This window comes from Vogesella oryzae, from assembly GCF_902829295.1.
In the GTDB taxonomy this organism is placed as follows: domain Bacteria; phylum Pseudomonadota; class Gammaproteobacteria; order Burkholderiales; family Chromobacteriaceae; genus Vogesella; species Vogesella oryzae.
In genome coordinates this window covers 120,930-144,808 of the sequence record NZ_CADEPL010000012.1, presented here as the reverse complement: position 1 = coordinate 144,808, position 23,879 = coordinate 120,930, and the positions used below count along the sequence as shown (strand labels likewise).

The following is a 23,879-nucleotide window of genomic DNA, read 5'->3' as shown; positions in this document are numbered from 1 at the left end:
AAAGTGTGCCTTCGGCCAAGCGGCTGCCACCGGCTTGCCCAATTACCCTTATCGGAAGATGTAAACCATGATTGATCGTTATGCCGTCATCGGAAACCCTGTGTCGCACAGCCAGTCTCCGTTTATCCATACCGAGTTCGCCAATGCCACCGGTCAGGCGCTGCAATATGAAAAACTGTTTGCCGATCTGGGCAAGTTTGAAGAAGTGGTTTCCGCCTTTGCCGCTGCCGGTGGCAAGGGGCTGAATGTGACCTTGCCGTTCAAGGGTGATGCCTTCCGTGTCGCCGACGAAGTAAGCGACAACGCCCGGCTGGCCGAAGCGGTCAACACCCTGACTTTCCGTGATGGCAAGGTCTATGGCGATAACACCGATGGCGTCGGTCTGGTGCGCGACATCGTGGAAAACCTCGATGTGCCGATGGCCGGCCAGCGCGTACTGTTGCTGGGTGCTGGCGGTGCCGTGCGTGGCGTGCTGCCGTCCATTCTGGCGGAAAAGCCGGCTAGCGTGACCATTGCCAACCGTACCGTGATCAAGGCCGATGCGCTGGCGCACCAGTTCCGCGAACTGGGCCATATTAGTGCCTGCGGCTATGAAGCACTGGCCGGCCAGCAGTTCGATATCATTATCAACGGTACTTCTACCAGCCTGTCCGGCGAATTGCCGCCGATCCCGGCCGGCATCTTTAGTGGCCGTTCGCTGGCCTACGACATGGTGTACAGCCGCGGGCTGACCCCGTTCCTGCGCCGCGCCCAGTCCGAGCATTGCGGCATGCTGGCCGATGGCCTCGGCATGCTGGTGGAGCAGGCGGCAGAAGCGTTCCGCATCTGGCGTGGCGTGCAGCCGGAGACCCGCAAGGTAACCAACCAGCTGCGCGAGGTGCTGGCCTAAGTGTTGCGCCTGGTTTTTCGAATCGGGGCGGTGCTGTTGGCCGCCCTTTTTCTGTACAACTTGTGGATATTTGCCCATATCGTCTACTGGCGGACTAACAATCCCTCGGCCAGCGCCTTCATGACCGAGCGGCTGGCTGCGCTGCAGGAAGACGATCCGAACGCCGAATTGCGTCACAAGTGGGTGCCGTACCAGCGGATATCCGGCAATCTCAAGCGGGCATTGATCGCTGCCGAAGATGCCAAGTTTGTCGACCACGAAGGTTTCGACTGGGATGGCATCGAGGCAGCCTTTGACAAAAATCTGAAGCAGGGGCGCATTGTGGCCGGTGGCTCCACCATCAGTCAGCAACTGGCCAAGAACCTGTTCCTGTCGAGCCGCAAGACACCGTGGCGCAAGCTGGAGGAGGCGGCCATCACGGTGATGCTGGAGGCGGTGATGGACAAGCGCCGCATCTTCGAGATCTATCTCAACGTGATCGAGTGGGGTAATGGCGTATTTGGTGCCGAGGCGGCTGCCAGACATTACTACCGCAGCAGTGCGGCGACGTTGTCGGCCGGACAGGCCGCCAAGTTGGCCGCAATGGTGCCAAATCCGCGTTTTTATGACGAGCATCGCAATGCGCCGGGGCTGGGCCGCAAGACCCGCATCATCCAGCGGCGCATGGCCTATGCCGACACCCCTTGAGCCCTCCGCAAACCAACTGAACGGCCGCCGGCAGCCTGCCTGCGGCCGTTTTTCTGTCAACAATCGGTAACCGCTGCCAGCAGGCGGCATGGTACAATGCGCGCCTCTTTCGTGATGGCTGCGCAGGGAGCGCGGTTTAACTCATGGACTTACCCAGTTATCACTTGCCCTATCTTTTAACAGCCAGACTGGCTGACCAATAACCCCGCCTTTTGCCGGACTGCGCGTGCGCTCCGCCTTGGGCGGAAGGAGACGTGCATGACGGTTGTCGACAAGAAACAACCTACCGATCGTCTGCAGGAAAACCTGCTCCAGGTGCAGCGCCTTATCGAGCGCCAGCGGCTGGTGGAGGAGCTCGTGCATCGCCAGGATATGCCGCGGCATGACCTGGTGGAATCGCTGGTTCACAAACAGAATCTGGCCGAGCTGGAGCATAAGCTGCAGGGACTGCACCCGGCCGACATTGCCTACATTCTGGAAGCGTTGCCACTGGAAGACCGCCTGCTGGTGTGGGATCTGGTGGATGGCGACGATGAAGGCGACATCCTGCTGGAAGTGTCCGACGCGGTACGCGAATCGTTGATCGAGTCGATGGAGCAGCATGAGCTGGTGGCGGCTGCCGAACAGCTGGACGCCGACGAGCTGGCGGACCTGGCTCCCGACTTGCCGCGCCAGGTGGTGTACGAGGTGATGGGCAGCCTCGACGAGGAAGAGCGCCAGCAGCTGCAATCCGCACTGTCCTATGAAGAGCACCAGATCGGTGCGCTGATGGACTTCGATCTGGTGAGAATCCGCGCCGACGTGAGCTGCGAGGTAGTGTTGCGCTACCTGCGCCGCTTCGACGAGCTGCCGCACCAGACCGACAAGATTTTCGTTACCGATGAAGACGGCGTGCTCAAAGGCGTGCTGCCGATCCGCAAGCTGCTGATCTCCGATCCGGAAGCACTGGTGGCCGACATCATGGCCACCGAGGTGGTGAGTTTCAGCCCGGAAGAAGAAGCGGTGGATGCGGCGCTGGCGTTCGAGCGTTATGACCTGGTGACCGCGCCGGTCGTCGACGACAAGGGCGTGCTGGTTGGCCGCCTGACCGTGGACGAGATGGTGGACGTGATCCGCGAGGAATCGGACACCGAGGCGCTGAACCTGGCCGGTTTGAAGGAAGAGGAAGACCTGTTCGCACCGGTCATCGACTCGGTGAAAAACCGCTGGTCGTGGCTGGCGATCAACCTGTGTACCGCCTTTGTTGCCAGTCGGGTAATCGGCGCATTCGAAGGCTCGATCGAGAAACTGGTGGCGTTGGCGGCCTTGATGCCGATCGTGGCCGGTATCGGTGGTAACTCCGGCAACCAGACCATCACCATGATCGTGCGTGCCCTGGCCACTGGCCAATTACAGGCCGGGCAGGCGCAGCGGCTGTGGCGCAAGGAACTGGGTGTCAGTGTCATCAACGGGCTGGTATGGGGCGGCATGCTCGGCCTGCTGGCCTGGATGATGTATGGCAACTTCTCGCTGGGGCTGGTGATGCTGGCCGCTACCACGCTGAATCTGATGTTGGCCGCCACCATGGGGGTGCTGATTCCGACCACCATGGAACGCTTTGGCAAGGATCCGGCGGTAGGCTCCAGCGTGCTGATTACCGCCTGTACCGACTCCGGCGGATTCTTCATCTTCTTGGGGCTGGCCAGCCTGTTCCTGCTGTAAATCATGCCGACACTTAACGACGCACTGCGCCATTTCGAGCTGCCGCGCCTGGAGGCGCGGCTGTTGCTTAGTCACGTGACCGGCCTCAGTCATGCGGGCATGGTCTCGGCTGGCGCTGACGAATTGCCAGCAGCGCAGTGGCAGGCATTTTCCCAACTGGCATCGCGGCGGCTGGCCGGCGAGCCGGTTGCCTATTTGCTCGGCTGGCGCGAATTCTATGGCCGCGAATTTGCGGTATCGCCGGCGGTGCTGATTCCGCGGCCGGAAACCGAACATCTGGTCGAGGCGGTGCTGGACAAGGTTGGCCGCAAGCGTGCGGCCAACGTGGTCGACCTGGGCACCGGCAGCGGCATCATTGCCTGTACCCTGGCGCTGGAAGCGCCGCAGTGGCAGTTGTCGGCGGTGGATCTGTCGCCGGCGGCGCTGGCCGTGGCGCAGGGCAATGCGGCCAACCTGGGGGCGGCAGTGCTGTTCTATCAAGGCAGCTGGTTGACGCCGTTGCCGGAGTCGATGCGTTTTGATGCCATTGTCAGCAATCCGCCGTATATCGAGCGGCATGATCATCATCTGGCGGAAGGAGACGTGCGCTTCGAGCCGCGCATGGCGCTGACCGACGAGCATGACGGGCTGGCCTGCCTGCGCGAGATTGCGGCCACGGCGCCGGCACGCTTGCTGCCGGGCGGCTGGCTGCTGGTGGAGCATGGTTATGATCAAGGCGCGGCCTGCCGCGAACTGTTTGCCGCTGCCGGCTTGCAGCAGGTGGCGACCTTGCCGGATCTGGCGGGAAATGACCGGGTGACGCTGGGAAACAAGCCTTGAGCAATGTGCTGTTGGCCGCAGTGTGGGCCGGGCTGACGCTGCTATTGCTGGTCAGCGGGGCGAATCAGCCGGTATTCCTGTTACTGCATCACGCTTCGCATGCGCTGCCGGCAGTGTGCTGGCGCCTGCTGAGCATGGCAGGGGAGTGGACGCTGGTGATCGCGCTGCTGCTATGGCGTGCGGCTTTGGTGCCGGAGAAGTTGCCGCGTTATGTGCTGGCCGTGGTCGCAGGCATCGCTGCCGCGATTGCGCTGAAGGCGGGTTTTGCAGTGCAGAGGCCGCCATTGGTGTTGCCGCAAGGCAGTGTGCAGTTGCTGGATGTGTTGCCGGGAAATGGTTCGTTTCCCTCCGGCCATGCCATGGCGGTTGCGCTGATGTGCGGCCTATTGGCTGGCCGCTCGCATCGTGGCTGGCAAGTTGCGGGCTTGTTGCTGGTGGCGCTGGTGTGCCTGTCGCGACTGGCGATTGGCGTGCACTGGCCGCTGGATGTGTGTGCCGGCGCAGCGGTGGGATATTTGCTGGCAGTCGTGGCATCTTGTGTGCCGGCTAAACGTTGGCCGCGGGGGCGGCAACTGCTGGTGCTGCTATTGCTGCTGTCTGTCTCCGTGGCGCTGTGGAAGCTGCGGCTTGGCGTGCCTAACGAGGCCTACCTCGGTTACAACCTGATGGTGTTGGTGCTGGCACTGCTGGCGTGGCGGCAAAACAAAAACGGGGCCTGAGCCCCGTTTTGTCAGCAGGCCACTGGCTGCTTAGTGGTGATGGCCGTGTTCGCCGTGGGCGTGGCCGTGGGTGATTTCCTCCGGCGTGGCCGGGCGTACTTCTGCCACGGTGGCCACGAAGCGGATGGTCAGGCCGGCCAGCGGGTGGTTGCCGTCCAGTACGGCTTTGCCGTCGGCCACGTCGGTGACGCGGAACAGGATGATGTCGCCGGTTTCCGGATCATCGGCTTCGAACATCATGCCGACTTCGGCATCTTCCGGCAGCGCATCCAGCGGCTCGACGCGGATCAGTTCTTCTTCCGGATCACCAAAGGCATCGTCCGGGCTCATGGTCACGGTAACGGATTCGCCAACCGCTTTGCCGTGCAAGGCTTCTTCCACCATCGGGAAGATGCCGTCGTAGCCGCCATGCAGATAGGCGATCGGATCTTCGGTCTTGTCGAGCAGGTTGTTGTCAGCGTCGTACATTTCGTAATGGAGAGTCACGACCGAGTTTTTAACGATTTGCATGAGGCGGTACCGTCGTAAGGAAAAATGAAGGGAAGTTTGCGACATCGCATGCCGCAATGGCGGCGGATGCGCCAGACTTCTGCGAAAAAAACGCTGTTGATATTGTAAACCATTGCCTGATGGCACAACGAGAAATTGCCATGAAACCAATTGACCTTCTGGGCGGCATGTCTGCCGAGACCTTTTTGCAGGATTACTGGCACAAGAAGCCGTTGCTGATCCGTGGGGCGCTGAAGGATGTCGGCGAGCTGGTCGACTTTGACGTGCTGTCCGAGCTGGCCACGCAGGAAGAAGTCGAATCGCGCCTGATCGAGTTTCGCAACGGCCAGTGGAAGCTGGAACGCGGGCCGTTCCGGCCTACCCGCTTCAAGCGCCTGCCGGAAAGCGACTGGACCATCCTGGTGCAGAACGTGAATCACCACCTGCCGCATGTGGCCGAGATCCTGTGGCGATTCAATTTCATTCCGTATGCACGACTGGACGATTTGATGATCAGTTATGCGCCGCCCGGCGGGACGGTTGGCCCGCATTTCGATTCCTATGACGTATTCCTGTTGCAGGTTGGCGGGCGCAAGCGCTGGCAAATCTCCACCCAGCAGGATGAAAGCTTTATCGAGGATGCACCGATCAAGGTGCTAAAGGATTTCCAGCCGGAGCAGGAGTTCATTCTCGAGCATGGCGACATGCTGTATCTGCCGCCGCGCTGTGCGCATCACGGCGTGGCTCTGGAACCGAGTATGACTTATTCCATCGGCTTCCGTGCGCCGTCGGCACAGGAACTGGCGACGGAATTTCTGGTTTATCTGCAAGACCGCATTTGTATGGATGGCAGATATGCCGATCCGCAGTTGACGGTGCAGACCGATCCCGCTCGCATTGATAACGCAATGGTGGAACAGGTTGGCCGCATGTTGCGCGGGATCCGCTGGGATGAGGCGACAGTCGCCGATTTCCTTGGTCATTACCTTACCGAGCCCAAACCGCACGTATTCTATGATGCGCCGGATGAGGAGCTGGATGAGGACGAATTTGCCGATGCAGTTCAACAACATGGGGTGTGGCTTGACCTGAAGAGTCAAATTCTTTATGTCAATGGAATGCTGTATTGCAACGGAAGCGTGTTGGAATGCGAACCTGATGACTTACAAGCTTGGCAACAATTTGCCAATGCGAGACAGCTGGCAGGAGCGGCAATTGCAGACAGGATGTTGCCGACATTGTATGAAGGCTACCTGACTGGCTGGTGGTTGCCTCGGGCAAAGGCTGGCTAATTGCTGTATCATGCCAATATCCTTGCAGGATCGAAAACGAAGAAAATTAGCATAGCTGCGGTGTGGTAGAAGGGTTGTTTGCTGCGTCGCAACATAGATGTGCGAAATATCTGGAATAAATTAGTGCATCACCTCTTCCCAGCAATTTTATTCGTGCTACAATCCTGCGCACTGACAGTATCTACACCGCTTCTCAAGTAAGCGTATTACTGGGATGTGGTGAACCAGACGTCTTGTTCAACTTACTTTCAAAGGTAATAACCAAATGAAACAGTCGCTCCTCGTTGCTGCCCTGCTGGCCGTTGCTCTGTCCGCTTGCGGTAAAAAAGAAGAAGCTCCGGTAGAAGCTTCCGCTCCGGCCGTTGAAGCCTCCGCTCCGGTTGAAGCATCCGCTCCGGCCGCTGAAGCTTCCGCTCCGGCAGCTGACGCATCCGCACCGGCTGCCTCCGCAGCTCAGTAATCACTTTTGTGATTGCAAAAAAACCGGCCTCTGGCCGGTTTTTTGTTGTCTGTTGCTCGATTGAAACAGCAAAGGACAAAAGAAAAGCCCGCGCTAAGCGGGCTTTTTGTTATGGCGGAGCCGTTACTTAGTTAAGTTCGACAGCCATTTTTTGCAGCAATTGCTCTTTCTGCTTGGCGGGTAGTGGCGTATTGCCTTCCGGCCGTACATCGATGTTGACTTGCTGTTCGCCTACTGCGGTCAGCTGTACGCGCAAGCTGGCGCGTGCATCATCGGCAGGCTTGGTGTTGTCGCGCCAGAAAGCCAGGCTGCTCCAGAAGCCGCCGCTTTCTTTTTCTTTTGCTTTGGCATCTTCTTCCGACGGCGTGACAAAATAGACGCCCATGGAGCGGTCGCGATCGGTAATGGTCAGGCCATTGTGTTCCAGAACCAGGCCGACACGGCGCCAGGCGCGGTCAAAGCTGTCGTCAAGGCGAAGAACGCCATTCTCAATGCGGGTTTTGCTTGCTGGTGAGGCTGCGGTAGCCTGTGCCAGCTTTTGGGTGGCGACTTTCTCATCTACGCCCAAACGGACCAGGAAACGCTCAAGGAAGACTGCCTCCAGTTCCGGATCTGTCGGACGTGGCTGCCAGCGTGTTTCTTCCTTGGCTTCGTTGATGTAAATCTCATACATGCCGCGATGGCTGAAGAATACATCAGTGCCGGTGGCGGTTTTTTCGATACGGATACGGAAGCGGTCACGCTCCGGGGTAGACATCACCGAGCCAAGGCCGACGGTTTCCAGCATGTTGCGGATAGCGCCTGCGCCGAGTTTGGCGCGGTTTTCCGCCCAATCGGTTTCCATGTAGCCGATTTCCGGATCTTCGTTCTGGATCACGAAGCCGTTGTCCTGCCAGAAGGCCTTCAGTAGTGGCCAAAGCTCGGCCGGAGATTTGTTCTGCACGCTCACCCAGCGCTGGCTGCCGGCGCGTTCAAGGCTGGCATTGGCTGGTTGTTGCAAGATCGCCTGCCCTGCGGGTTTGCTGCCAGCCTGGGTGGCGGCCTGCTGCTGGGCCAGGGCACTGGTAGTAGCAGGCAGCGGATAACGGTCCTGCTGGCTGGGTAGGCTCAGATCAGGCGGTACTTCCAGTCCGGCTTTCGCTTTGGGAGAGTCGGATTTGAAATCGTATTTGCTGTCCGGGTTGCTGCTGGCGCAAGCGGATAATAGGCCTGCACACAGCAGGCCGGTGATCAGGGTCTTGTTCATTGGCATATTCGGCTGGTTACAGAACGCCGGCCTGGCGCATGGCGGCTTCGACGATGGATTCGGCACCGCTACTCAGCGGAGTGAGTGGCAGGCGCAGGCCGGCAGGCATCAGCCCCATACGGTGCATTGCCCACTTGGCCGGAATCGGATTGGGTTCGATGAACAGCTGCTTGTGCAGGCCTTGCAGCTGGTCGTTGATCTTGCGGGCGGTCTGTGTTTCGCCGCTGCGGGCGGCCTTGCACAGCTCGCTCATAAGGCGGGGGGCAACGTTGGCCGTAACCGAAATCACGCCATGGCCACCGCACAGCATGAAGGCCATGCCGGTTGCATCGTCACCGGAGTACAAGGCGAAATCGGCCGGAGCACGCAGCACCAGATCGCATGCACGACCGATATCGCCGGTAGCATCCTTCAGGCCAACCACGTTGTCGATCTGCGCCAGACGCAGTGCGGTATCGTTGCTCATGTCGGCAACGGTGCGGCCCGGCACGTTGTACAGGATCACCGGAATGTCTACCGATTCCGCAATGGCGCGGAAATGCTGATAGATGCCTTCCTGGGTCGGCTTGTTGTAGTACGGCACGACAGACAGGGTGTGGCTGGCACCGGCGCCTTTGGCCAGACGGGCCAGTTCGATGGCTTCGGCAGTGGAGTTACCGCCGGTGCCTGCAACTACGCGGGTACGGCCGGCGGCATGTTTGACCACGGCCTCGACTACCTTGATGTGTTCTTCCACGCCCAGAGTGGCGGATTCACCGGTGGTGCCGACAGCGACAATGCCGTCAGTGCCGTTGGCGATATGGAAGTCTACGAGACGATTGAGCGATTCAAAATCGACCTGGCCGTCCTCGAACATCGGGGTGACCAGTGCAACAAGGCTGCCGGTGAGCATGGGTCTGCCTATCTGGATAAGAGTTGAATAGAGATGGCTGATTGTAGCGGAATTCCCGTTGCCGGGCGCAAGCAATACGTACAAGGCGCAAGCCGCTGATTGTTAGGAGCTTTGTGCTAAAATGCACGGTTTTCCGGTACACATCAGAGACTGGTATAAGGAATTAGCCGCGTGATTACGACAAGCAACATTACCATGCAGTTCGGCGCCAAGCCGCTTTTCGACAAGGTTTCCGTGAAGTTTGGCGAAGGCAACCGCTATGGCCTGATCGGTGCCAACGGTTCCGGCAAGTCCACCTTCATGAAAATCCTGGGCGGAGACCTGGAGCAGACCAGCGGTGAAGTCGCGATCGAAAGCGGCCTGCGTCTGGGTAAGCTGCGCCAGGACCAGTTCGCCTACGAAGACCAGCGCGTGATCGACGTGGTACTGCAGGGGCATGTGGAAATGTGGGCCGCGATGAGCGAACGCGATGCCATCTACGCCAACCTGGAAGCCACCGAAGACGACTACATGCGTGCCGCCGATCTGGAGGCCAAGTTTGCCGAGTACGACGGTTACACCGCCGAAGCCCGTGCCGGCGAGCTGCTGATGGGCGTCGGCATCCCTGTCGAGCAGCATTTTGGTCCGATGAGCGAAGTGGCGCCGGGCTGGAAACTGCGCGTACTGCTGGCGCAGGCACTGTTCTCCAATCCGGATATCCTGCTGCTGGACGAACCGACCAACAACCTGGACATCAACACCATCCGCTGGCTGGAGCATGTGCTGAACGAGCGCAATTCCACCATGATCATCATTTCCCACGACCGCCACTTCCTGAACGAAGTGTGTACCCACATGGCGGATCTGGACTACAACACCATCCGCATCTACCCGGGTAACTACGACGACTACATGATCGCCTCCACCCAGGCGCGTGAACGTCAGCTCAGCTCCAATGCCAAGGCCAAGGAGCGCATTCAGGATCTGCAGGAATTCGTGGCCCGCTTCTCGGCCAACAAGTCCAAGGCACGCCAGGCCACCAGCCGTCTGAAGCAGGTGGACAAACTCAAGGCCGAGATGGTGGAAGTGAAGCCTTCCAGCCGCCAGAGCCCGTTCATCCGTTTCGAGATGGATGAAAAGATGAAGCTGCACCGCCAGGCCGTGGATGTTTCCGGCGTTAATAAAGCCTATGGCGACAAGGTACTGTTCAAGGATCTGAACTTCATTCTGGAAGCCGGTGCGCGTCTGGCCATCATCGGCCCGAACGGTGCCGGTAAGTCCACGCTGGTGAAACTGCTGGCCGGCGCTTTTGAACCCAAGTTTGCCGAAGGCGTCACTGCCGACAGTGGCAGCATCAAGTGGGCCGAAAAAGCCCAGGTGGGTTATTTTGCCCAGGATCACGAAGCCGACTTCGACCTCGACTGGACGCTGACCGAATGGATGCGCCAGTGGGGCCAGGAAGGCGACGACGAGCAGGTGATTCGCGGTACGCTGGGCCGCCTGCTGTTCGGCAGCAACGACGTGGACAAGGCGGTGCGCGTACTGTCCGGTGGCGAGAAAGGCCGCATGCTGTATGGCAAGCTGATCCTGCAGAAGCCGAACGTGATGATCATGGATGAACCGACCAACCATATGGATATGGAGTCGATCGAAGCCCTGAACATGGCACTGGAAAAGTACAAGGGCACCCTGATCTTCGTCTCGCATGACCGCCAGTTTGTCAGCTCGCTGGCCACCCACATCATCGAACTGGATGGCAACGGTGGTTACGATTACTACACCGGCAATTACGAGGACTACCTGGCCAGCAAAGGTCTGGAATAATCAGGTAGCAAGGGTTGCGAAATGCAAGAAAAGGGTGGCGAAAGCCACCCTTTTTGCATGTTTTACCCAAGTTGCCACACAAGGGGCAGTACCGGTAAATCCACTAGAGCGATTGCTTTACCTTCGCGGCAACCATGCGCTATATTGCACCGCACGATAGGTTGTGCGCTGCAATAAATTGCTGTGGCCAACCCGTATAACAAATACAAAGACAGATAAAAACAGGGATAGCTATCTCGAAGGTCGGTGGTGGAGGACGCAACCGGTCGACATCGGGTCGCCTGCAATTTCAGCAAAGGAAGAACTATGCGCTTGAAAGGGAAAGTCTCCATCATTACCGGTGGTGCCAGTGGCATTGGTAAGGCCACTGCCGAAAAATTCGCCAAGGAAGGCGCGATCGTCGCCGTTTGTGACATCAATCTGGACGCGGTCAATACCGTGGTGGAGGAGCTGAAGGCCAGCGGTGCCGAAGCGGTGGGTTACAAGGTTGACGTTACCGACAAGGCGCAGATTGCCGACATGGTTGGCGCGCTGAAAACCCAATTCGGCCGTATTGACGTTCTCGTCAACAACGCCGGCATCGTGATGGATGCCCAGCTGATCAAGATGACCGAAGACCAGTTCGACAAGGTGATCGATATCAACCTGAAAGGCGTTTACAACTGCACCAAGGCCGTGGTCGATACCATGATCGAACAGGGTGCCGGCGTGATCCTGAACGCCTCCTCGGTGGTGGGCGTGTACGGCAACTTCGGCCAGACCAACTATGCCGCTTCCAAGTTCGGCGTCATCGGCTTCGTCAAGACCTGGGCCAAGGAACTGGGCAAGAAGGGCATCCGCGCCAACGCGGTGTGCCCGGGCTTTGTGGCCACCCCGATCCTGAAGTCCATGCCGGAAAAAGTAATCCAGGCCATGGAAGACAAGGTGCCGATGAAGCGTATGGCCCAGCCGGAAGAGATCGCCAACGTCTACGCCTGGCTGGCCTCCGACGAAGCCAGCTACATCAACGGCGCCGCCATCGAGGTAACCGGTGGTCTGACGCTGTAAGGTTGGCCGCAACGGCAAACACCACACGGGGCTGCGGCCCCGTTTTTTCATGCTATCCGCCTGAAAATACAGTCATTTACAGTGCCAGCTTTCGGCTGGTGCAAAAATTTTCAAAATAAAATTTAAGACTTGCTACCTGACCGTCGCCTTGTGTCAGTGAGGGCATGCAACGCTGCCCGCATCCGACAACATACAAGGAGTTAGTCATGCTCAGTCTGCACACCAATGCCGCTTCCCTGTCCACCATGTCCGCGCTGGCAGGCACCCAGAAAGACCTGTCCACTTCCATGCAGCGCCTGGGTACCGGCTTCCGCATCAACTCCGCCATGGACGATGCTGCCGGCCTGCAGATCGCAACCCGCCTGAACGCCCAGGTGAGCGGCATGAAAGTGGCGATGCGCAACACCCAGAACGACATCTCCATGCTGCAGACCGGTGAAGGCGCACTGAACGAAGTGACCAACATCCTGGTGCGCATGAAGGACTTGGCCACCCAGTCCGCTGACGGCTCCTCCAGCACCGCTGACCAGACCGCGATGCAGGCTGAATATGACCAGCTGGGTCAGGAAATGTACAACATCATGAACAACACCACCTTTGGTGGTGCCGCGCTGTTCAAGGCCGGTGGCAAGTTCACCGCCGCTGTTGACTTCCAGATCGGTTCCAGCAGCGCCGAAAAAATGACTTTCAATGCCACTACCGAGTTGACCGCGCTGACTACCGCGCTGGGTGCTGCCAGCACCAACTACGCTGCGGCACCGGGCGCGGCAGGTACTGAAATTGCATCCGCTGCATCGGCCAATACCATGATCGACACCCTGGCCAACACCCTGGACACCGTCGGTGCGTTGCGCGCCAAGATGGGTGCTGCGGCCAACCGTCTGGATCACGTCTACAACAACCTGGGTAACATGAGCAGCAACGTTTCCCAGGCCAAGGGTCGCATCATGGATACCGACTACGCGTCGGAAAGCGCCAACATGACCACCAAGCAGATGCTGCTGCAGGCCAGCACCTCGATGCTGAAGCAGTCCGGCAGCATGTCCTCCATGGCCATGTCCCTGCTGCAGTAATTCCACGGCAAATCTCACGGTTTGCTCACTGACGCCAGCTGCCCTGCAGCTGGCTTTTTCCGTTTCCAGCCGTAGCAGGAATCAGACATGATCGTGGAGCCATCGCTCGGGGCGCAGGCCCTGCGTGCCGGTTTGCAGGCGGCCGAGCCGCTACTGCCGTTGCCGGCGGTTGGCAGCACGCTGCAACTGTCGGTGCTGTCGCGCGATCAGCTTGGCGTGCGGGTGGCGACCGAGCAGGGGCTGACGCTGCTGCTGCCGGGGCAGGTGGCCGCTGGCTTGCCACCGGGGGCGCAGCTGCTGCTGCGGGTGGTGGCGACCGAGCCACGGTTGCAGCTGATGACGCTGCCGGCGCCCGAGCAGGCCGTAGCGCCGCAGAGTGTGGCCACGCGGCAGTTGCCGGCGGCTGCCGAGCAGGCCCGGTTGCACGGCTGGCATGCGGAAAAACCTGCCGCGGATACCCTGGCCGCCGGCTGGCGCGGGGTGCTGCAGGCCGCGGCCAGCACGCCGGCAGCGGAAGGTACGCCACTGCTGCCGGCCATGTTGCTGGCCGGGGTGCGGCCGGATAACGATCCGCTGGCCCTGGCGCGGCGGCTGGCCGAGCAGGGCTGGCAGCTGGCGCATTGCTGGCCCGGGCAGACGCTGCGGCTGGCAGTGGCGGATGATGAGCAGGGCGAAACCTTGGCCGCCGCAGGCGGCAGCCTGCTGTTGCAACTGCAGCTGCCGTTCTGGGGCGAAGTGCTGCTGCGGGTGTGGCCAAGCTCTGCCGGTCTGCTGTTGCAGCTGCAAAGCGCTTCCGCCGCCGTGGTGGCGCAATGGCAAGCCAGGCTGGCGCACTGGCAGCGGCGTTTGCTGGCCGCCGGTTTCAGCCTGCAGCTGCAAATGCGGCATGCCCCGTTCGATAAACTCCGCCCCGCGCTACCCGGCCGCCGCAGCGTGCCGGCACCGGCGCAATTCCAGCTGGCGGCCCAGATGATCCTGTTGCTGCAGGCCGCCGCCGAGGACGAGCTGGCGGCGGAGGCAGCGCAGAGCGCAGAAAGTAGCCATTCATGAGCGATGTCGACAGCGCGGTGCCCGCCGGGGTACTCAGCGCGGCCAACGATAACCGGCCACAACGCATTGATGACCGCGCGGAAATCGCCGCCTTGCTGGCCATGCTGCAGCAGGACATGGCGGCGCTGTACCTGTATCCGCCGGACAGTGACCGTGCCTTTGAGGGCACCCGTTTGCTGCCAACGGACGGCCAGCAGCTGCAACTGTTATTGCCGCCGGGGGCGCCGTTGCCGTTACCGTGGCAGGCGAGCGGCTGGCGCATGGTACTGATTGCGGCTGGCTGCATCGTGCAATGCGAGCTGCCGGCGCTTGAGTTGCAGGACGAGTGCCTGTGCTGCGCATTGCCGCTGCAGCTCAGCCGCTGGCAGCGGCGTGCCTTCCTGCGGCTGGACGCGCCGCTGGGGCGCAATTTCAGCGCCAGCTTCACCCTGCTGGGCGAACAGTACCAGGCCAATGTCTACGATCTGTCGCTGGGCGGCATCGGCCTGTACGCCTCGCCGTGGCAGCTGCCGCAGCTGCTGCCGGGACGGCAGCTGTCCAAGGTGCGCATCGAGCTGGGCGCCGGGCGGGTGATGCAGGCGGAGCTGGAAGTCCGGCTGTGCCGCAGTTTCCGCTCGCGGCTGCTGGGCGAGCAACTGCATGTCGGTTGCCGTATCCGCGCGCTGGGCGAGCGCGATGCCGCGCTGTTGCGCCAGTGCCTGGCCGAGCTGGCGGCGGTGCAGTTGCCGCCCGCCTGAGTGCGGCCAACGTTGGCCGCGTGTTCATCAGCCGAGGGTGCCGATGATGCTGACGTCCTTGTTTTCCGGAATCTCGTTGTAGGACAGCACCGCCAGCCCCGGCGCAAACAGCCGCGCGTAGCGTGCCAGCAGCGGGCGGATTTGCGGCATCACCAGCAGCAGCGGCGCGCTGGCCTGCTGCTTCATCTGCTCGCGGATCACCGGCATGTTCTGCTGCAGCTGCGCCAGGATGTTCGGCTCCACCGGGTAATTATCCAGCGTCACCTTGCCGCTTTGCTGCGCCTGGCTCAGCGCGCCCAGCAGCATGTTTTCCAGTTCGCCGCCGAGATTGAAGGCGCGCATCTCCGGCTGCGGGCCGATCAGCCCGGCCACGATCTGGCGCCGCAGCGCACAGCGCACTTCCGCCGCCAGCAGGATGGCGTCCTTGGTGGCCTCGGCGTTTTCCAGCAGCGTGCTGGCAATCGGCACCACGTCCTTCAGCGACACGTGCTCGGCCAGCAGCACGCGGAACACTTTCAGCAACTGGCTGTGGGTCAGCGCCTTGTCCAGCGCCGCGGCCAACTTCGGCGCCTGCGCGGTGAGACGCTCCAGCCACGCCGCCACATCGTCGTGGCGGAACAGTTCCGGCAGGTAGTCGCGCACCGTCTTGGCCAGATGGGTGGCGATCACGCTGGCGGCATCCACCACCTGGTAACCCAGCCCCAGCGCGTGCGCCTTGTCGTCGGCGGCAATCCAGATTACCGGCATACGGTAGGCCGGATCGACACCGGGCATGCCGTCCAGTTCGCCGTACACGGTGGGGGAGGGAATCGCCATCAGCCGCTCGGCCGGAATCTCGGCCTGCGCCACCACGGTACCGCCGAGCTGGATGGTGTACTGGTTGGGTTTCAGCGCCAGATCGTCGCGTAGCGGAATCTGCGGCAGCAGCAGGCCCAGCGCCTCGCTCTGGCTCTGGCGCATGCCTTTTACCCGCTTGGACAGCGGTGCGCCCTGCGCCGGGTCGAGCAGGCCGACCAGCTTGTAGCCCACCTGCACCGACAGCAGCTCGACAAACGACAGGCTGTGCCATTCCAGCTCGCTGCGGTTTTCCGTCAGCAGCGCCTGGCCCAGTGCCTCGTGGCTGTTGTCGGCCGGTCGCGGTTCGCGCTGGCCGATGCGCCAGCCGACATAGGCCAGCAGCGCGGCAAACAGCAGGAAGCTGAACCACGGCATGCCCGGAATCACCGCCAGCACGAACATCACCGCCGCGGCGCTGTACAGCACGCCCGGCGAGGCCAGCAGCTGCGAGCCGACCTGCTGTTCGAAGTCGCCGTCGTCGCTGATGCGGGTGACGATGATGGCGGCGGCGGCCGACAGCAGCAGCGCCGGAATCTGCGCCACCAGGCCATCGCCGATGGTCATCAGCGCGTATTGCTTGAACGCCTCGGCAAAGCTCAGGTCGTGCATCGCCACGCCGATGGCGAGGCCGCCCAGCATATTGATCAGCAGCACCAGGATGCCGGCCACCGCATCGCCGCGCACGAACTTGGAGGCACCGTCCATCGCGCCGTAGAAATCCGCCTCCATCGCCACGTCCTTGCGGCGTTGCTGGGCTTTTTCCTGGTTGATCAGGCCGGCGTTGAGGTCGGCGTCGATCGCCATCTGCTTGCCGGGCAGCGCATCCAGCGTGAAGCGCGCCGACACCTCGGAAATCCGCTCGGCACCCTTGGTCACCACCACGAAGTTGATGATCATCAGGATGACGAACACCACCAGGCCGACCACGAAGTTGCCGCCGATCACCACCTGGCCGAAGGATTCGATCACCCGGCCGGCGGCATGGGTGCCTTCATGGCCGTGCAGCAGCACCACGCGGGTGGAGGCGACGTTCAGCGTCAGCCGCAGCAGGGTGGTGGCGAGGATGATGGTGGGGAATACCGAGAAATCCAGCGGCCGCTTCACGTTGACGCTGACCAGGATCACCACGATGGCCAGCACGATGTTGAAGGTGAACAGCGCGTCCAGCACCGCCGGTGCCAGCGGCAGGATCACCATCGCCAGCACCGCCAGCAGGAACAGCGGCGTGGCGAACTTGTGGCGCCGCAGTGCGGCGAGCAATCGGTTGAAGGCAGTCATGATCAGCGTGGCTCGGTCAGTTCTTGGGGAAGGTTGAAGTCGGCCGGCAGTTGCGGCTCGCGGCGGCGGCGGCCGTTACGGAACGCCTTCAGTTGCAATACATAGGTGAGCACCTGCGCCACCGCCTGGTACAGCGCGGCGGGAATCTGCTGGTTCACCTGGCTGGTGTTGTAGATGGCGCGCGCCAGCGGCGGCAGTTCCAGAATCTCGATGCGGTGGCTGCCGGCCAGCTCGCGGATCACCTGCGCCATTTCGTCCACCCCCTTGGCGAGCACGAACGGCGCCTCGGCGCGCTTGTCGTCGTACTTCAGTGCCACCGCGTAATGGGTCGGGTTGACGATCACCACGTCGGCCTGGGGCACGGCTTTGCGCAGACCGCGCATGGCGAACTGGCGTTGCAGCTGGCGGATACGGTTTTTCACTTCGGGGCGCCCCTCGTTGCTTTTGTGTTCTTCTTTCACTTCCTGCTTGCTCATGCGCTGGCCGCGCTGGAACAGCAGCCACTGCAGCGGCAGGTCCAGGAGCGCGAACAGCACGAACACCGTGCCCAGCGCCAGCGCGCCATCCAGCATCATGCCGGCGCCCAGCACGATGGCGTCGGACAGCGGCAGCGACTGCAACCGCAGGTAATCCACGCGGCTGTCCGCCGCCAGATGCCACAACAGCAACGCCAGCACCATCGCCTTCAGCAGCGAGCTGCCGACCTGCAGCAGCTGTTTGCCGGAAAACATGCGGCCAAGGTTGGCCGCAGGGCTGAGGCGTTCCAGCTTGGGCTGCCAGTGCGCCATGCTGAACATCCAGCCGCCGGGAATCATCGAGCCGGCAACGATGGCCAGCGGAATCACCGCCAGCGGCAGCAGCATCTTGGCCAGCAGCCACAGCACGGCGGGGAAGGCCTCGCTCAGCGCGTTGTCCAGCGCGCCCTCGCTGCCGCCGTGGGTCAGCCCGAGCGCGAACAGGCGGCGGAAGTCGTCCAGCCAGCCCGGCATCAGCAGCAACAGCAGTTTCAGGCTCAGCACGATGCCGATGGCGGTGGCGACATCGCGCGAGCGCACCACCTGGCCGGCTTCCCGCGCCTTGCGCAGCTTCTGTTGCGAGGGCTTTTCGGTCTTGTCGCCGCTGCTGTGCTCAGCCATGCGTGGCCTCCAGACTGCGATCGAGCAGTTCCAGCATGTGCTGGGTGAATTGCAGGTAGTGCGCCGGCAGGGTGCGTACCAGCAGCGCCAGCATGAACAGGCCGAACACGGTGACCACCGAGAAGCCCAGCGAGAACAGGTTCAGCGTCGGCGCCACGCGGTTGAGAAAACCCAGCCCCAGCTGCACCACCAGGGTGGAGAAGATGATCGGCAGCGCCAGCAGCAGCGCGGCGGAAAACACCCAGCCCACCTGGTAGACCAGCAGTTTCAGCGAGTCGACATCCAGGCCGTGGCCCACCGGCCACACGCGGAAGCTGGCGTACACCACGTTGACCAGCACCAGATGGCCGTCGATGGCGAAGAACACCAGGATGCAGAGAATGGTCAGCAGGCTGGAGACCACGTCGGAGGAGGTGCCGTTGACCGGATCGTTCATCACCGCCATCGACAGCCCCATCTGCGACGACATCAGGCTGCCCAGCAGCAGCGGCAGCGCCATGGTGAGCTGGAAGATCAGCCCGAACACGCTGCCGATGATCACCTGCTCCAGCGCACCGGCAATACCGGCGAGCGAGAACGGGTCGATGGCGTTGGCCGCACTGCCGCTGGCCGGCAGCGTCACCACGGCCAGCGCCAGCGCCAGCAGCAGGCGGGTGCGTACCGGCACCATCGCGTCACCGACAATCGGCGACATCGACAGCGCCGCCATGAAGCGGCAGAACGGCCACCACACGGCCAGCAGCAGCTGCGGCAGCTGGTTGAACAGCGCTTCCATGCCCGGCTTAGCCCACCAGCTGCGCGGCGCGGCGGAAGATATCGACGCAGAAGTCCATCAGCGTCTGCGCCAGCCAGTGGCCGCTGACGCAGATCACCAGCAGCGTCACCATCAGCCGCGGCAGGAAACTCAGCGTCTGTTCATTGATCTGGGTGGCTGCCTGGAACAGGCTCACCAGCAGGCCGGTCACCATGCCCGGCACCACCAGCACCGCGACCAGCAGCATCACCACCTGCAGCGAGTCGGTCACCAGATCGACCGCGATTTCGGGAGTCAGCATCTCAATACGCCTGAATGCTGGAGACCAGCGTGTTGACGGTCAGCGTCCAGCCATCGACCAGCACGAACAGCAGCAGCTTCAGCGGCAGCGAGATCACCAGCGGCGACAGCATCATCATGCCCATCGCCATCAGCACCGATGACACCACCAGATCGATGACCAGAAACGGGATGAACAGCAGGCAGCCGATCTGGAACGCGGTTTTCAGCTCGCTGAGCATGAAGGCGGCCAACTTGACCGGAAAACTGTGCTGCTGCGGCTGGCTGATATTGCTTTCGCCGGACAGGCGGGCGATCTGCGCCAGTGCGGTCTTGCCGGTCTGCGCCAGCATGAAGCGCGACAGCGGTGCCTCGGCCACCTGCAGTGCCTGCTGGAAACCGATTTTTTCCTGGTCGTAAGGCACAAACGCCTTTTCCCACACGTCCAGTCCCACCGGGCGCATCACCAGAATGGTCAGCACCATCGCCACCCCGGTAATCACGCGGTTGGGCAGGCCCTGCTGCAGTCCCAGTGCCTGGCGCAGCAGCGACAGCACGATGACGAAGCGGGTGAAGCTGGTCATCATCAACAGCAGCACGGGCAACAGCCCGAGCAGCGTCATGATGATCAGGATCTGCGTCTTGACGGTGAAGTCCACCGGCGCACCGGCGGCGCTGCCGGACAGCAACGGCACCGATGCCGCTACGGCGGCACCCGAGAATAGCAACGCCGCGCCCGCGGGCACGGCGTAACGCCAGCGGCGAAGCATCATGGCTGCAGCGTATCCAGATCCAGCGCTGCCAGCTCCACCACCTTCAGGCCGTAGTTGTCGCCGGCCACCACCACCTCGGCCTTGCCGACCGTGGTGCCGTTGACCTTGATCAGCAGCGGCTCGCCGGCCAGCCGGTCCAGTTCCACCACCGAGCCCGGGCCGATGCCCATCAGCTCCAGCAGCGATACTTTGGCGCTGCCGACTTCCAGCGTCAGGGTGACCGGAATCTTGCGCAGCATCTGCAGGTTGTCACGGCGCGGCGCCTGCTCGGCAGCCGCTTCGGTGGCGACATCGGCCGGTGCGGCCAACATGGCGTCGATATCGAAAGCGTCGGTAGGCTCCATGCCTTACTCCACATCTTGAAAAGAGGTTAGCCACAGCTTGCCGTCGTGTTCGGCCACGGCGGCATCGAAAAGATGGGCGTCGCCCACCTGCACCCGCGCCAGCGGCGGCAGGCGTACCGGCAGGGTGTCGCCGGGGCGCAGCGCCATCAGCTCGCCCAGCGGCAGCTGCAGTTGCAGCAGCTGGGCATCGAGTTGCAGTTGCAGCTGGCGGCCCAGCGGCAGCACGGCGGGGTCTTCTGTCGCAGCCGGCAACGCGCGTGGCGCCACGCTGGCCAGCAGCCGGCCCAGCCAGCGCTCGTCCAGCGCCAGCCACATCATGCCGCTGAGCTGGCGGGTGTTTTCGTGCAGGGTGATTTGCAGCAGCTGGCTGCCGGCGGCGGGGGGCTGCAGCAGCAGCGGGCCGGCATCGGCCTCGCCGGCCTCCGGCTGGATGCTCTGCTGCAGCAGTGCGGCCAACTCGCGGCCCAAGAGGTCCAGCAGGCGCAGTTCGCTTTCGGTTTCCGGGGCGGTGTCGGCGCCCGGCGGCAGCTCGCCGCTGCCGCCGTAGCGGTAGTCCAGCAGCGTCAGCAGCAGCGAGCGCTTCATCGCCACGCTGATCTGGCCGCCGGCGGTGCGGTAGCTGCACCACTGCATGCCGGGCGGCGTCTGCGCCTGCTGCAGGCGCACGCTGCCGATGCTGAAGGCGCAGCCGTAACGACGGTTGAAACGCTGCGAGAAGTAGCGGCCCAGCGCCTCGCCCAGGCGAACGGTGAAATCCTGCAACTGGTGGAACGGCCGACCCAGCGTGCGCGGGTCGAGCACCGGACAGCGGGAGGCAACTTCCGGTGCGAGCAGCTTGCTTCTGGCGCTGCTCGGGGATTGCGTGCGTTTTGTCACTTACTGCGGTCCATCAAGTCGAGTTAAGAGAGCCGGTGCGCACCTGGTTGGCCGCCTCCTTCCCGCTGTTGTTTTTTCGCTCACGACGCTGGCTGCCCGCGCGTTTTGTGCACTGGCAGGGCGTCTTTTCCCCTGTTTTCAATCATTTTTGTCGATGAAGTATTGCTACTTTCGACGTTGTATTCCGCTGGCTATGTGTTCGGTTTGCCACACTGCAAACCCATGCGGCTCAAGGGTTTATTGCCATCTTTAAACTTTAAGTTAAAGAAATGACTCCTCAGTTGATGGGTAAATTGTAATATCCGGATGGTTGTATGTAAAATGTGTCCAGTCAGTAGTACTTGCGTTCCTCGTTTGTTGCGTTTTGTGACTGCCCTGGAAGTTGTATTACGTACGCGTAATTCGTTTTATTTGATGAATTTGGATGGCACGGTTTACCCGCTGTGGCCATCGCAGGGGATGTCATGTTCGAGCAGTCTATCCAGCTCATTCTTGCCGACCGTTCGCGTATCCAGACCGATATGGCGGCGCTGGGCGGCGACGCCATTCAGCCGGCCATCGCCGGTCATGCCGGCAATGCCAGTTTTGGCGACAGCCTGCGTCAGGCCTTTGTCAATGTGGATGCCCGCGAGCACGAGGCAGCCGAGCGCCTGGCCGCGGTGGACAGCGGCCGCAGCGACGATCTGGTGGGGGCGATGCTGGCCAGCCAGCAGGCCAGCCTGTCGTTCTCGATGCTGACCCAGGTGCGCAACAAGGTCGTTGGCGCCGTGGACGAGCTGAGCAAACTGTCGCTGTAAGGTGGACCGGACGTGATCAATTCGCTGAAATCCAGGGCTGGCCGCATCGCGTCGGTACGCAGCCTGTTGTCGCCATCCAATGTGCGCATGCTGCTGCCGATGCTGCTGCTGGCCGCCGGTATTACCGCACTGGCGATGATGTACCTGTGGCATGACGATGCCCGCTACAAGCCGGTGTTCGGCGCGCAGGAGCGCGTGCCCGCCGCCGAGATGATGGCGGTGCTGGATGCCGAACAGATCCACTACCGCATTCACCCCACCAGCGGTCAGGTACTGGTGCCGGAAGACGAGCTGGGCCGCGTGCGCATGCTGCTGGCCGGCAAGGGCGTGGTTGCCAAGCTGCCGGACGGGCTGGAGCTGGTGGACAAGAACGATCCGCTGGGCGTCAGCCAGTTCGTGCAGGACGTACGCTTCCGCCGCGGGCTGGAAGGCGAGCTGGCGCAAAGCATCATGGCGCTGGGGCCGGTAGCCAATGCCCGCGTACACCTGTCGCTGGCACGCAGCACGTCTTTTGTCAGCGCTGACGGCGAGAAAAGCTCCGCCTCGGTCATGCTGACCCTCAAGCCGGGGCAGCAACTGAATGCCGAGCAGACCCTGGCCGTCATCAATCTGGTGTCCGGCAGTGTCGCCAGCCTCGACCCGCAGCGGGTGAGCGTGGTGGACCAGGACGGCAACTTCCTGTCCGCCCATGTCGATCCGAGCGAGGGCGTGGCCGGTCTCGGTGCCGGCAGCGAGGCAGCCGAGCGCTTCCGCAGCGAGGCGCTGCGCAATGTGCGCGACCTGCTGGCGCCGACGCTGGGCGACAACAACTTCAAGGTCAGCGTTACCGCCGATGTCGACAACGACCGGGTAGAAGAAACCCGCGAGCAGTACGGCCAGGCACCGAAAGTCACCAACGAGGCGGTACGCGACGAGCAGGACCAGGAGCCGCTGGCGCTGGGTGTGCCGGGCTCGCTGAGCAACCGTCCGGTCAATATCGATGCCTCGGCCCCGGCGGGTGCCGCGCCGAGCACCTCGCGCAAGAATGCCGCCACCCGCCAGTACGCCTACGACCGCACCATCACCCAGGTGAAGCGCAGCCGTGGCTCGCTCAAGCGCCTGAGCGTGGCGGTGGTGCTCAACAACAGTGCCGCACCGACACCGGCCAACGGCTGGAGCGCGGCGCAGCTGGCCAATATCGATCGCATCCTGCGTAACGGTCTGGGGCTGGACGCCACCCGCGGCGACAACCTGGTGGTGTCGGCGCTGAACTTCCCGGCCCGCGAGACGCCGCTGCCGTGGTGGCAGGAGCGCAGCACGGTGGAAAGCGGCATCTCCTACGGCGCTACCGCGCTGCTGGCGCTGTTCGGCTGGCTGCTGGTGGTGCGTCCGCTGCTCAAGATCCTGCGCCAATGGGTAGCGACCCGCCAGCAGGAAGTGGAACTCAACGAAATCGCCATGGAGCCGCAGGCGGCACTGGCCGCGCCGCAAGACAGCGCAGAGCTGCTGGCGGCGGCCAACCCTGGCTCGGTTCTGGCCGCGCCGTCGGCTGCCGCGCTGCCGATGGTACCGCTACTGGAAAACTACGATCTGCCGCCGGCTGGTTCCAGCGTCGATGTGCTGGTCGATCACCTCAAGACCCTGGCCGGCAAGGAGCCGGAGCGGGTAGCCGAAGTCGTCAAACAATGGGTGCAGAAACGTGGCTGATCCGCTGAACCTTGCCGCTAATCCGGGCGAAGAACTGTCGCCGGTGGAACGGGCCGCCATCGTCTTGCTGAGCATGGGCGAGGAGCCGGCGGCCGCCGTGCTGCGCTGCCTGTCGCTTATACACATTCGACGCCGCCGACGATACGCAGAGTGGACGCATCAGTTGCCGCCGACACATATACACGAATCACCTTTCCCGCGAAGAGCTGCTGGAC

The 23,879-nt window shown here is 62.2% G+C and carries 23 protein-coding genes; 13 read left to right on the top strand and 10 right to left on the bottom strand.

The window, feature by feature from the left end; all coding sequences use genetic code 11:
• Positions 1–67: 67 nt before the first annotated feature.
• From aroE to HU218_RS05430, 5 genes are all read left to right on the top strand, one after another.
• Entirely contained in the window at positions 68–889 is an 822-nt protein-coding gene (aroE, locus tag HU218_RS05450; protein WP_174873924.1) for a shikimate dehydrogenase, read from the top strand.
• Positions 890–1,576 carry a monofunctional biosynthetic peptidoglycan transglycosylase gene (mtgA, locus tag HU218_RS05445; protein WP_174873923.1) on the top strand — a complete coding sequence of 229 codons (687 nt, stop codon included), beginning with the start codon at positions 890–892 and terminating at the stop codon, positions 1,574–1,576.
• 258 nt (positions 1,577–1,834) lie between these two features.
• Entirely contained in the window at positions 1,835–3,277 is a 1,443-nt protein-coding gene (gene mgtE, locus HU218_RS05440; protein WP_174873922.1) for a magnesium transporter, read from the top strand.
• Between the two features lie 3 nt (positions 3,278–3,280).
• Positions 3,281–4,096 (top strand): peptide chain release factor N(5)-glutamine methyltransferase, encoded by an 816-nt coding sequence (gene prmC / locus HU218_RS05435; protein WP_174873921.1) that lies wholly within the window; start codon positions 3,281–3,283, stop codon positions 4,094–4,096.
• A 5-nt stretch (positions 4,097–4,101) separates the two neighbouring features.
• A complete protein-coding gene (locus tag HU218_RS05430) occupies positions 4,102–4,815 on the top strand; it encodes a phosphatase PAP2 family protein (RefSeq protein ID WP_246210727.1) in 714 nt (237 codons plus the stop codon).
• Positions 4,816–4,845: 30 nt separating this feature from the next.
• Here HU218_RS05430 and HU218_RS05425 read toward each other — a convergent pair whose 3' ends face one another.
• Entirely contained in the window at positions 4,846–5,325 is a 480-nt protein-coding gene (locus HU218_RS05425; protein WP_174873919.1) for an FKBP-type peptidyl-prolyl cis-trans isomerase, read from the bottom strand.
• 140 nt (positions 5,326–5,465) lie between these two features.
• Here HU218_RS05425 and HU218_RS05420 point away from each other — a divergent pair, with 140 nt between their 5' ends.
• Complete coding sequence (locus HU218_RS05420; protein ID WP_174873918.1) at positions 5,466–6,596, top strand: ribosomal protein uL16 3-hydroxylase; 1,131 nt, start codon at positions 5,466–5,468, stop codon at positions 6,594–6,596.
• A 587-nt stretch (positions 6,597–7,183) separates the two neighbouring features.
• Here the strand turns inward: HU218_RS05420 and bamC are convergent.
• Together bamC and dapA are read right to left on the bottom strand one after the other, a co-directional pair.
• Positions 7,184–8,302: an outer membrane protein assembly factor BamC gene (gene bamC, locus HU218_RS05415; RefSeq protein ID WP_174873917.1), complete on the bottom strand. Its 1,119-nt coding sequence runs from the start codon at positions 8,300–8,302 to the stop codon at positions 7,184–7,186.
• 16 nt (positions 8,303–8,318) lie between these two features.
• Positions 8,319–9,194 (bottom strand): 4-hydroxy-tetrahydrodipicolinate synthase, encoded by an 876-nt coding sequence (gene dapA / locus HU218_RS05410; RefSeq protein ID WP_174873916.1) that lies wholly within the window; start codon positions 9,192–9,194, stop codon positions 8,319–8,321.
• A gap of 171 nt (positions 9,195–9,365) precedes the next feature.
• Between dapA and HU218_RS05405 the strand changes: the two genes are divergently transcribed.
• The 5 genes from HU218_RS05405 to HU218_RS05385 all read left to right on the top strand — a co-directional run bounded on the left by HU218_RS05405 (position 9,366) and on the right by HU218_RS05385 (position 14,904).
• Entirely contained in the window at positions 9,366–10,997 is a 1,632-nt protein-coding gene (locus HU218_RS05405) for an ABC-F family ATPase (RefSeq protein ID WP_174873915.1), read from the top strand.
• Positions 10,998–11,303: 306 nt separating this feature from the next.
• Complete coding sequence (fabG, locus tag HU218_RS05400) at positions 11,304–12,044, top strand: 3-oxoacyl-ACP reductase FabG (RefSeq protein ID WP_174873914.1); 741 nt, start codon at positions 11,304–11,306, stop codon at positions 12,042–12,044.
• Positions 12,045–12,250: 206 nt separating this feature from the next.
• Entirely contained in the window at positions 12,251–13,117 is an 867-nt protein-coding gene (locus tag HU218_RS05395) for a flagellin N-terminal helical domain-containing protein (protein ID WP_174873913.1), read from the top strand.
• 87 nt (positions 13,118–13,204) lie between these two features.
• The gene (locus tag HU218_RS05390) at positions 13,205–14,167 is read left to right on the top strand and encodes a hypothetical protein (protein ID WP_174873912.1); all 963 of its coding nucleotides are present in this window, start codon (positions 13,205–13,207) and stop codon (positions 14,165–14,167) included.
• Positions 14,164–14,904, top strand: coding sequence for a PilZ domain-containing protein (locus HU218_RS05385; RefSeq protein WP_174873911.1), 741 nt, complete (start codon positions 14,164–14,166; stop codon positions 14,902–14,904). The genes HU218_RS05390 and HU218_RS05385 overlap by 4 nt, the downstream gene beginning before the upstream one ends.
• Before the next feature lie 27 nt (positions 14,905–14,931).
• On the opposite strand, the gene HU218_RS05380 is transcribed toward HU218_RS05385, so the two are convergent.
• The 7 genes from HU218_RS05380 to HU218_RS05350 are packed head-to-tail and all read right to left on the bottom strand — an operon-like array spanning position 14,932 to position 21,181.
• Entirely contained in the window at positions 14,932–17,019 is a 2,088-nt protein-coding gene (locus HU218_RS05380) for a flagellar biosynthesis protein FlhA (protein ID WP_174873910.1), read from the bottom strand.
• A 2-nt stretch (positions 17,020–17,021) separates the two neighbouring features.
• On the bottom strand, positions 17,022–18,155 hold the full coding sequence (locus HU218_RS05375) for an EscU/YscU/HrcU family type III secretion system export apparatus switch protein (protein WP_174873909.1): 1,134 nt from the start codon (positions 18,153–18,155) through the stop codon (positions 17,022–17,024).
• The gene (fliR, locus tag HU218_RS05370) at positions 18,148–18,930 is read right to left on the bottom strand and encodes a flagellar biosynthetic protein FliR (protein WP_174873908.1); all 783 of its coding nucleotides are present in this window, start codon (positions 18,928–18,930) and stop codon (positions 18,148–18,150) included. The genes HU218_RS05375 and fliR overlap by 8 nt, the downstream gene beginning before the upstream one ends.
• Positions 18,931–18,937: 7 nt before the next feature.
• Positions 18,938–19,210 carry a flagellar biosynthesis protein FliQ gene (fliQ, locus tag HU218_RS05365; RefSeq protein WP_174873907.1) on the bottom strand — a complete coding sequence of 91 codons (273 nt, stop codon included), beginning with the start codon at positions 19,208–19,210 and terminating at the stop codon, positions 18,938–18,940.
• A 1-nt stretch (position 19,211) separates the two neighbouring features.
• Positions 19,212–19,961: a flagellar type III secretion system pore protein FliP gene (gene fliP, locus HU218_RS05360; RefSeq protein WP_174873906.1), complete on the bottom strand. Its 750-nt coding sequence runs from the start codon at positions 19,959–19,961 to the stop codon at positions 19,212–19,214.
• Positions 19,958–20,305: a flagellar motor switch protein FliN gene (fliN, locus tag HU218_RS05355; RefSeq protein ID WP_174873905.1), complete on the bottom strand. Its 348-nt coding sequence runs from the start codon at positions 20,303–20,305 to the stop codon at positions 19,958–19,960. The genes fliP and fliN overlap by 4 nt, the downstream gene beginning before the upstream one ends.
• 3 nt (positions 20,306–20,308) lie before the next feature.
• Entirely contained in the window at positions 20,309–21,181 is an 873-nt protein-coding gene (locus HU218_RS05350) for a FliM/FliN family flagellar motor switch protein (RefSeq protein ID WP_174873904.1), read from the bottom strand.
• Between the two features lie 464 nt (positions 21,182–21,645).
• Here HU218_RS05350 and fliE point away from each other — a divergent pair, with 464 nt between their 5' ends.
• Positions 21,646–21,978: a flagellar hook-basal body complex protein FliE gene (gene fliE / locus HU218_RS05345; protein ID WP_174873903.1), complete on the top strand. Its 333-nt coding sequence runs from the start codon at positions 21,646–21,648 to the stop codon at positions 21,976–21,978.
• Between the two features lie 12 nt (positions 21,979–21,990).
• Positions 21,991–23,664 (top strand): flagellar basal-body MS-ring/collar protein FliF, encoded by a 1,674-nt coding sequence (gene fliF, locus HU218_RS05340; protein ID WP_174873902.1) that lies wholly within the window; start codon positions 21,991–21,993, stop codon positions 23,662–23,664.
• The last annotated feature ends 215 nt before the right edge of the window (positions 23,665–23,879 follow it).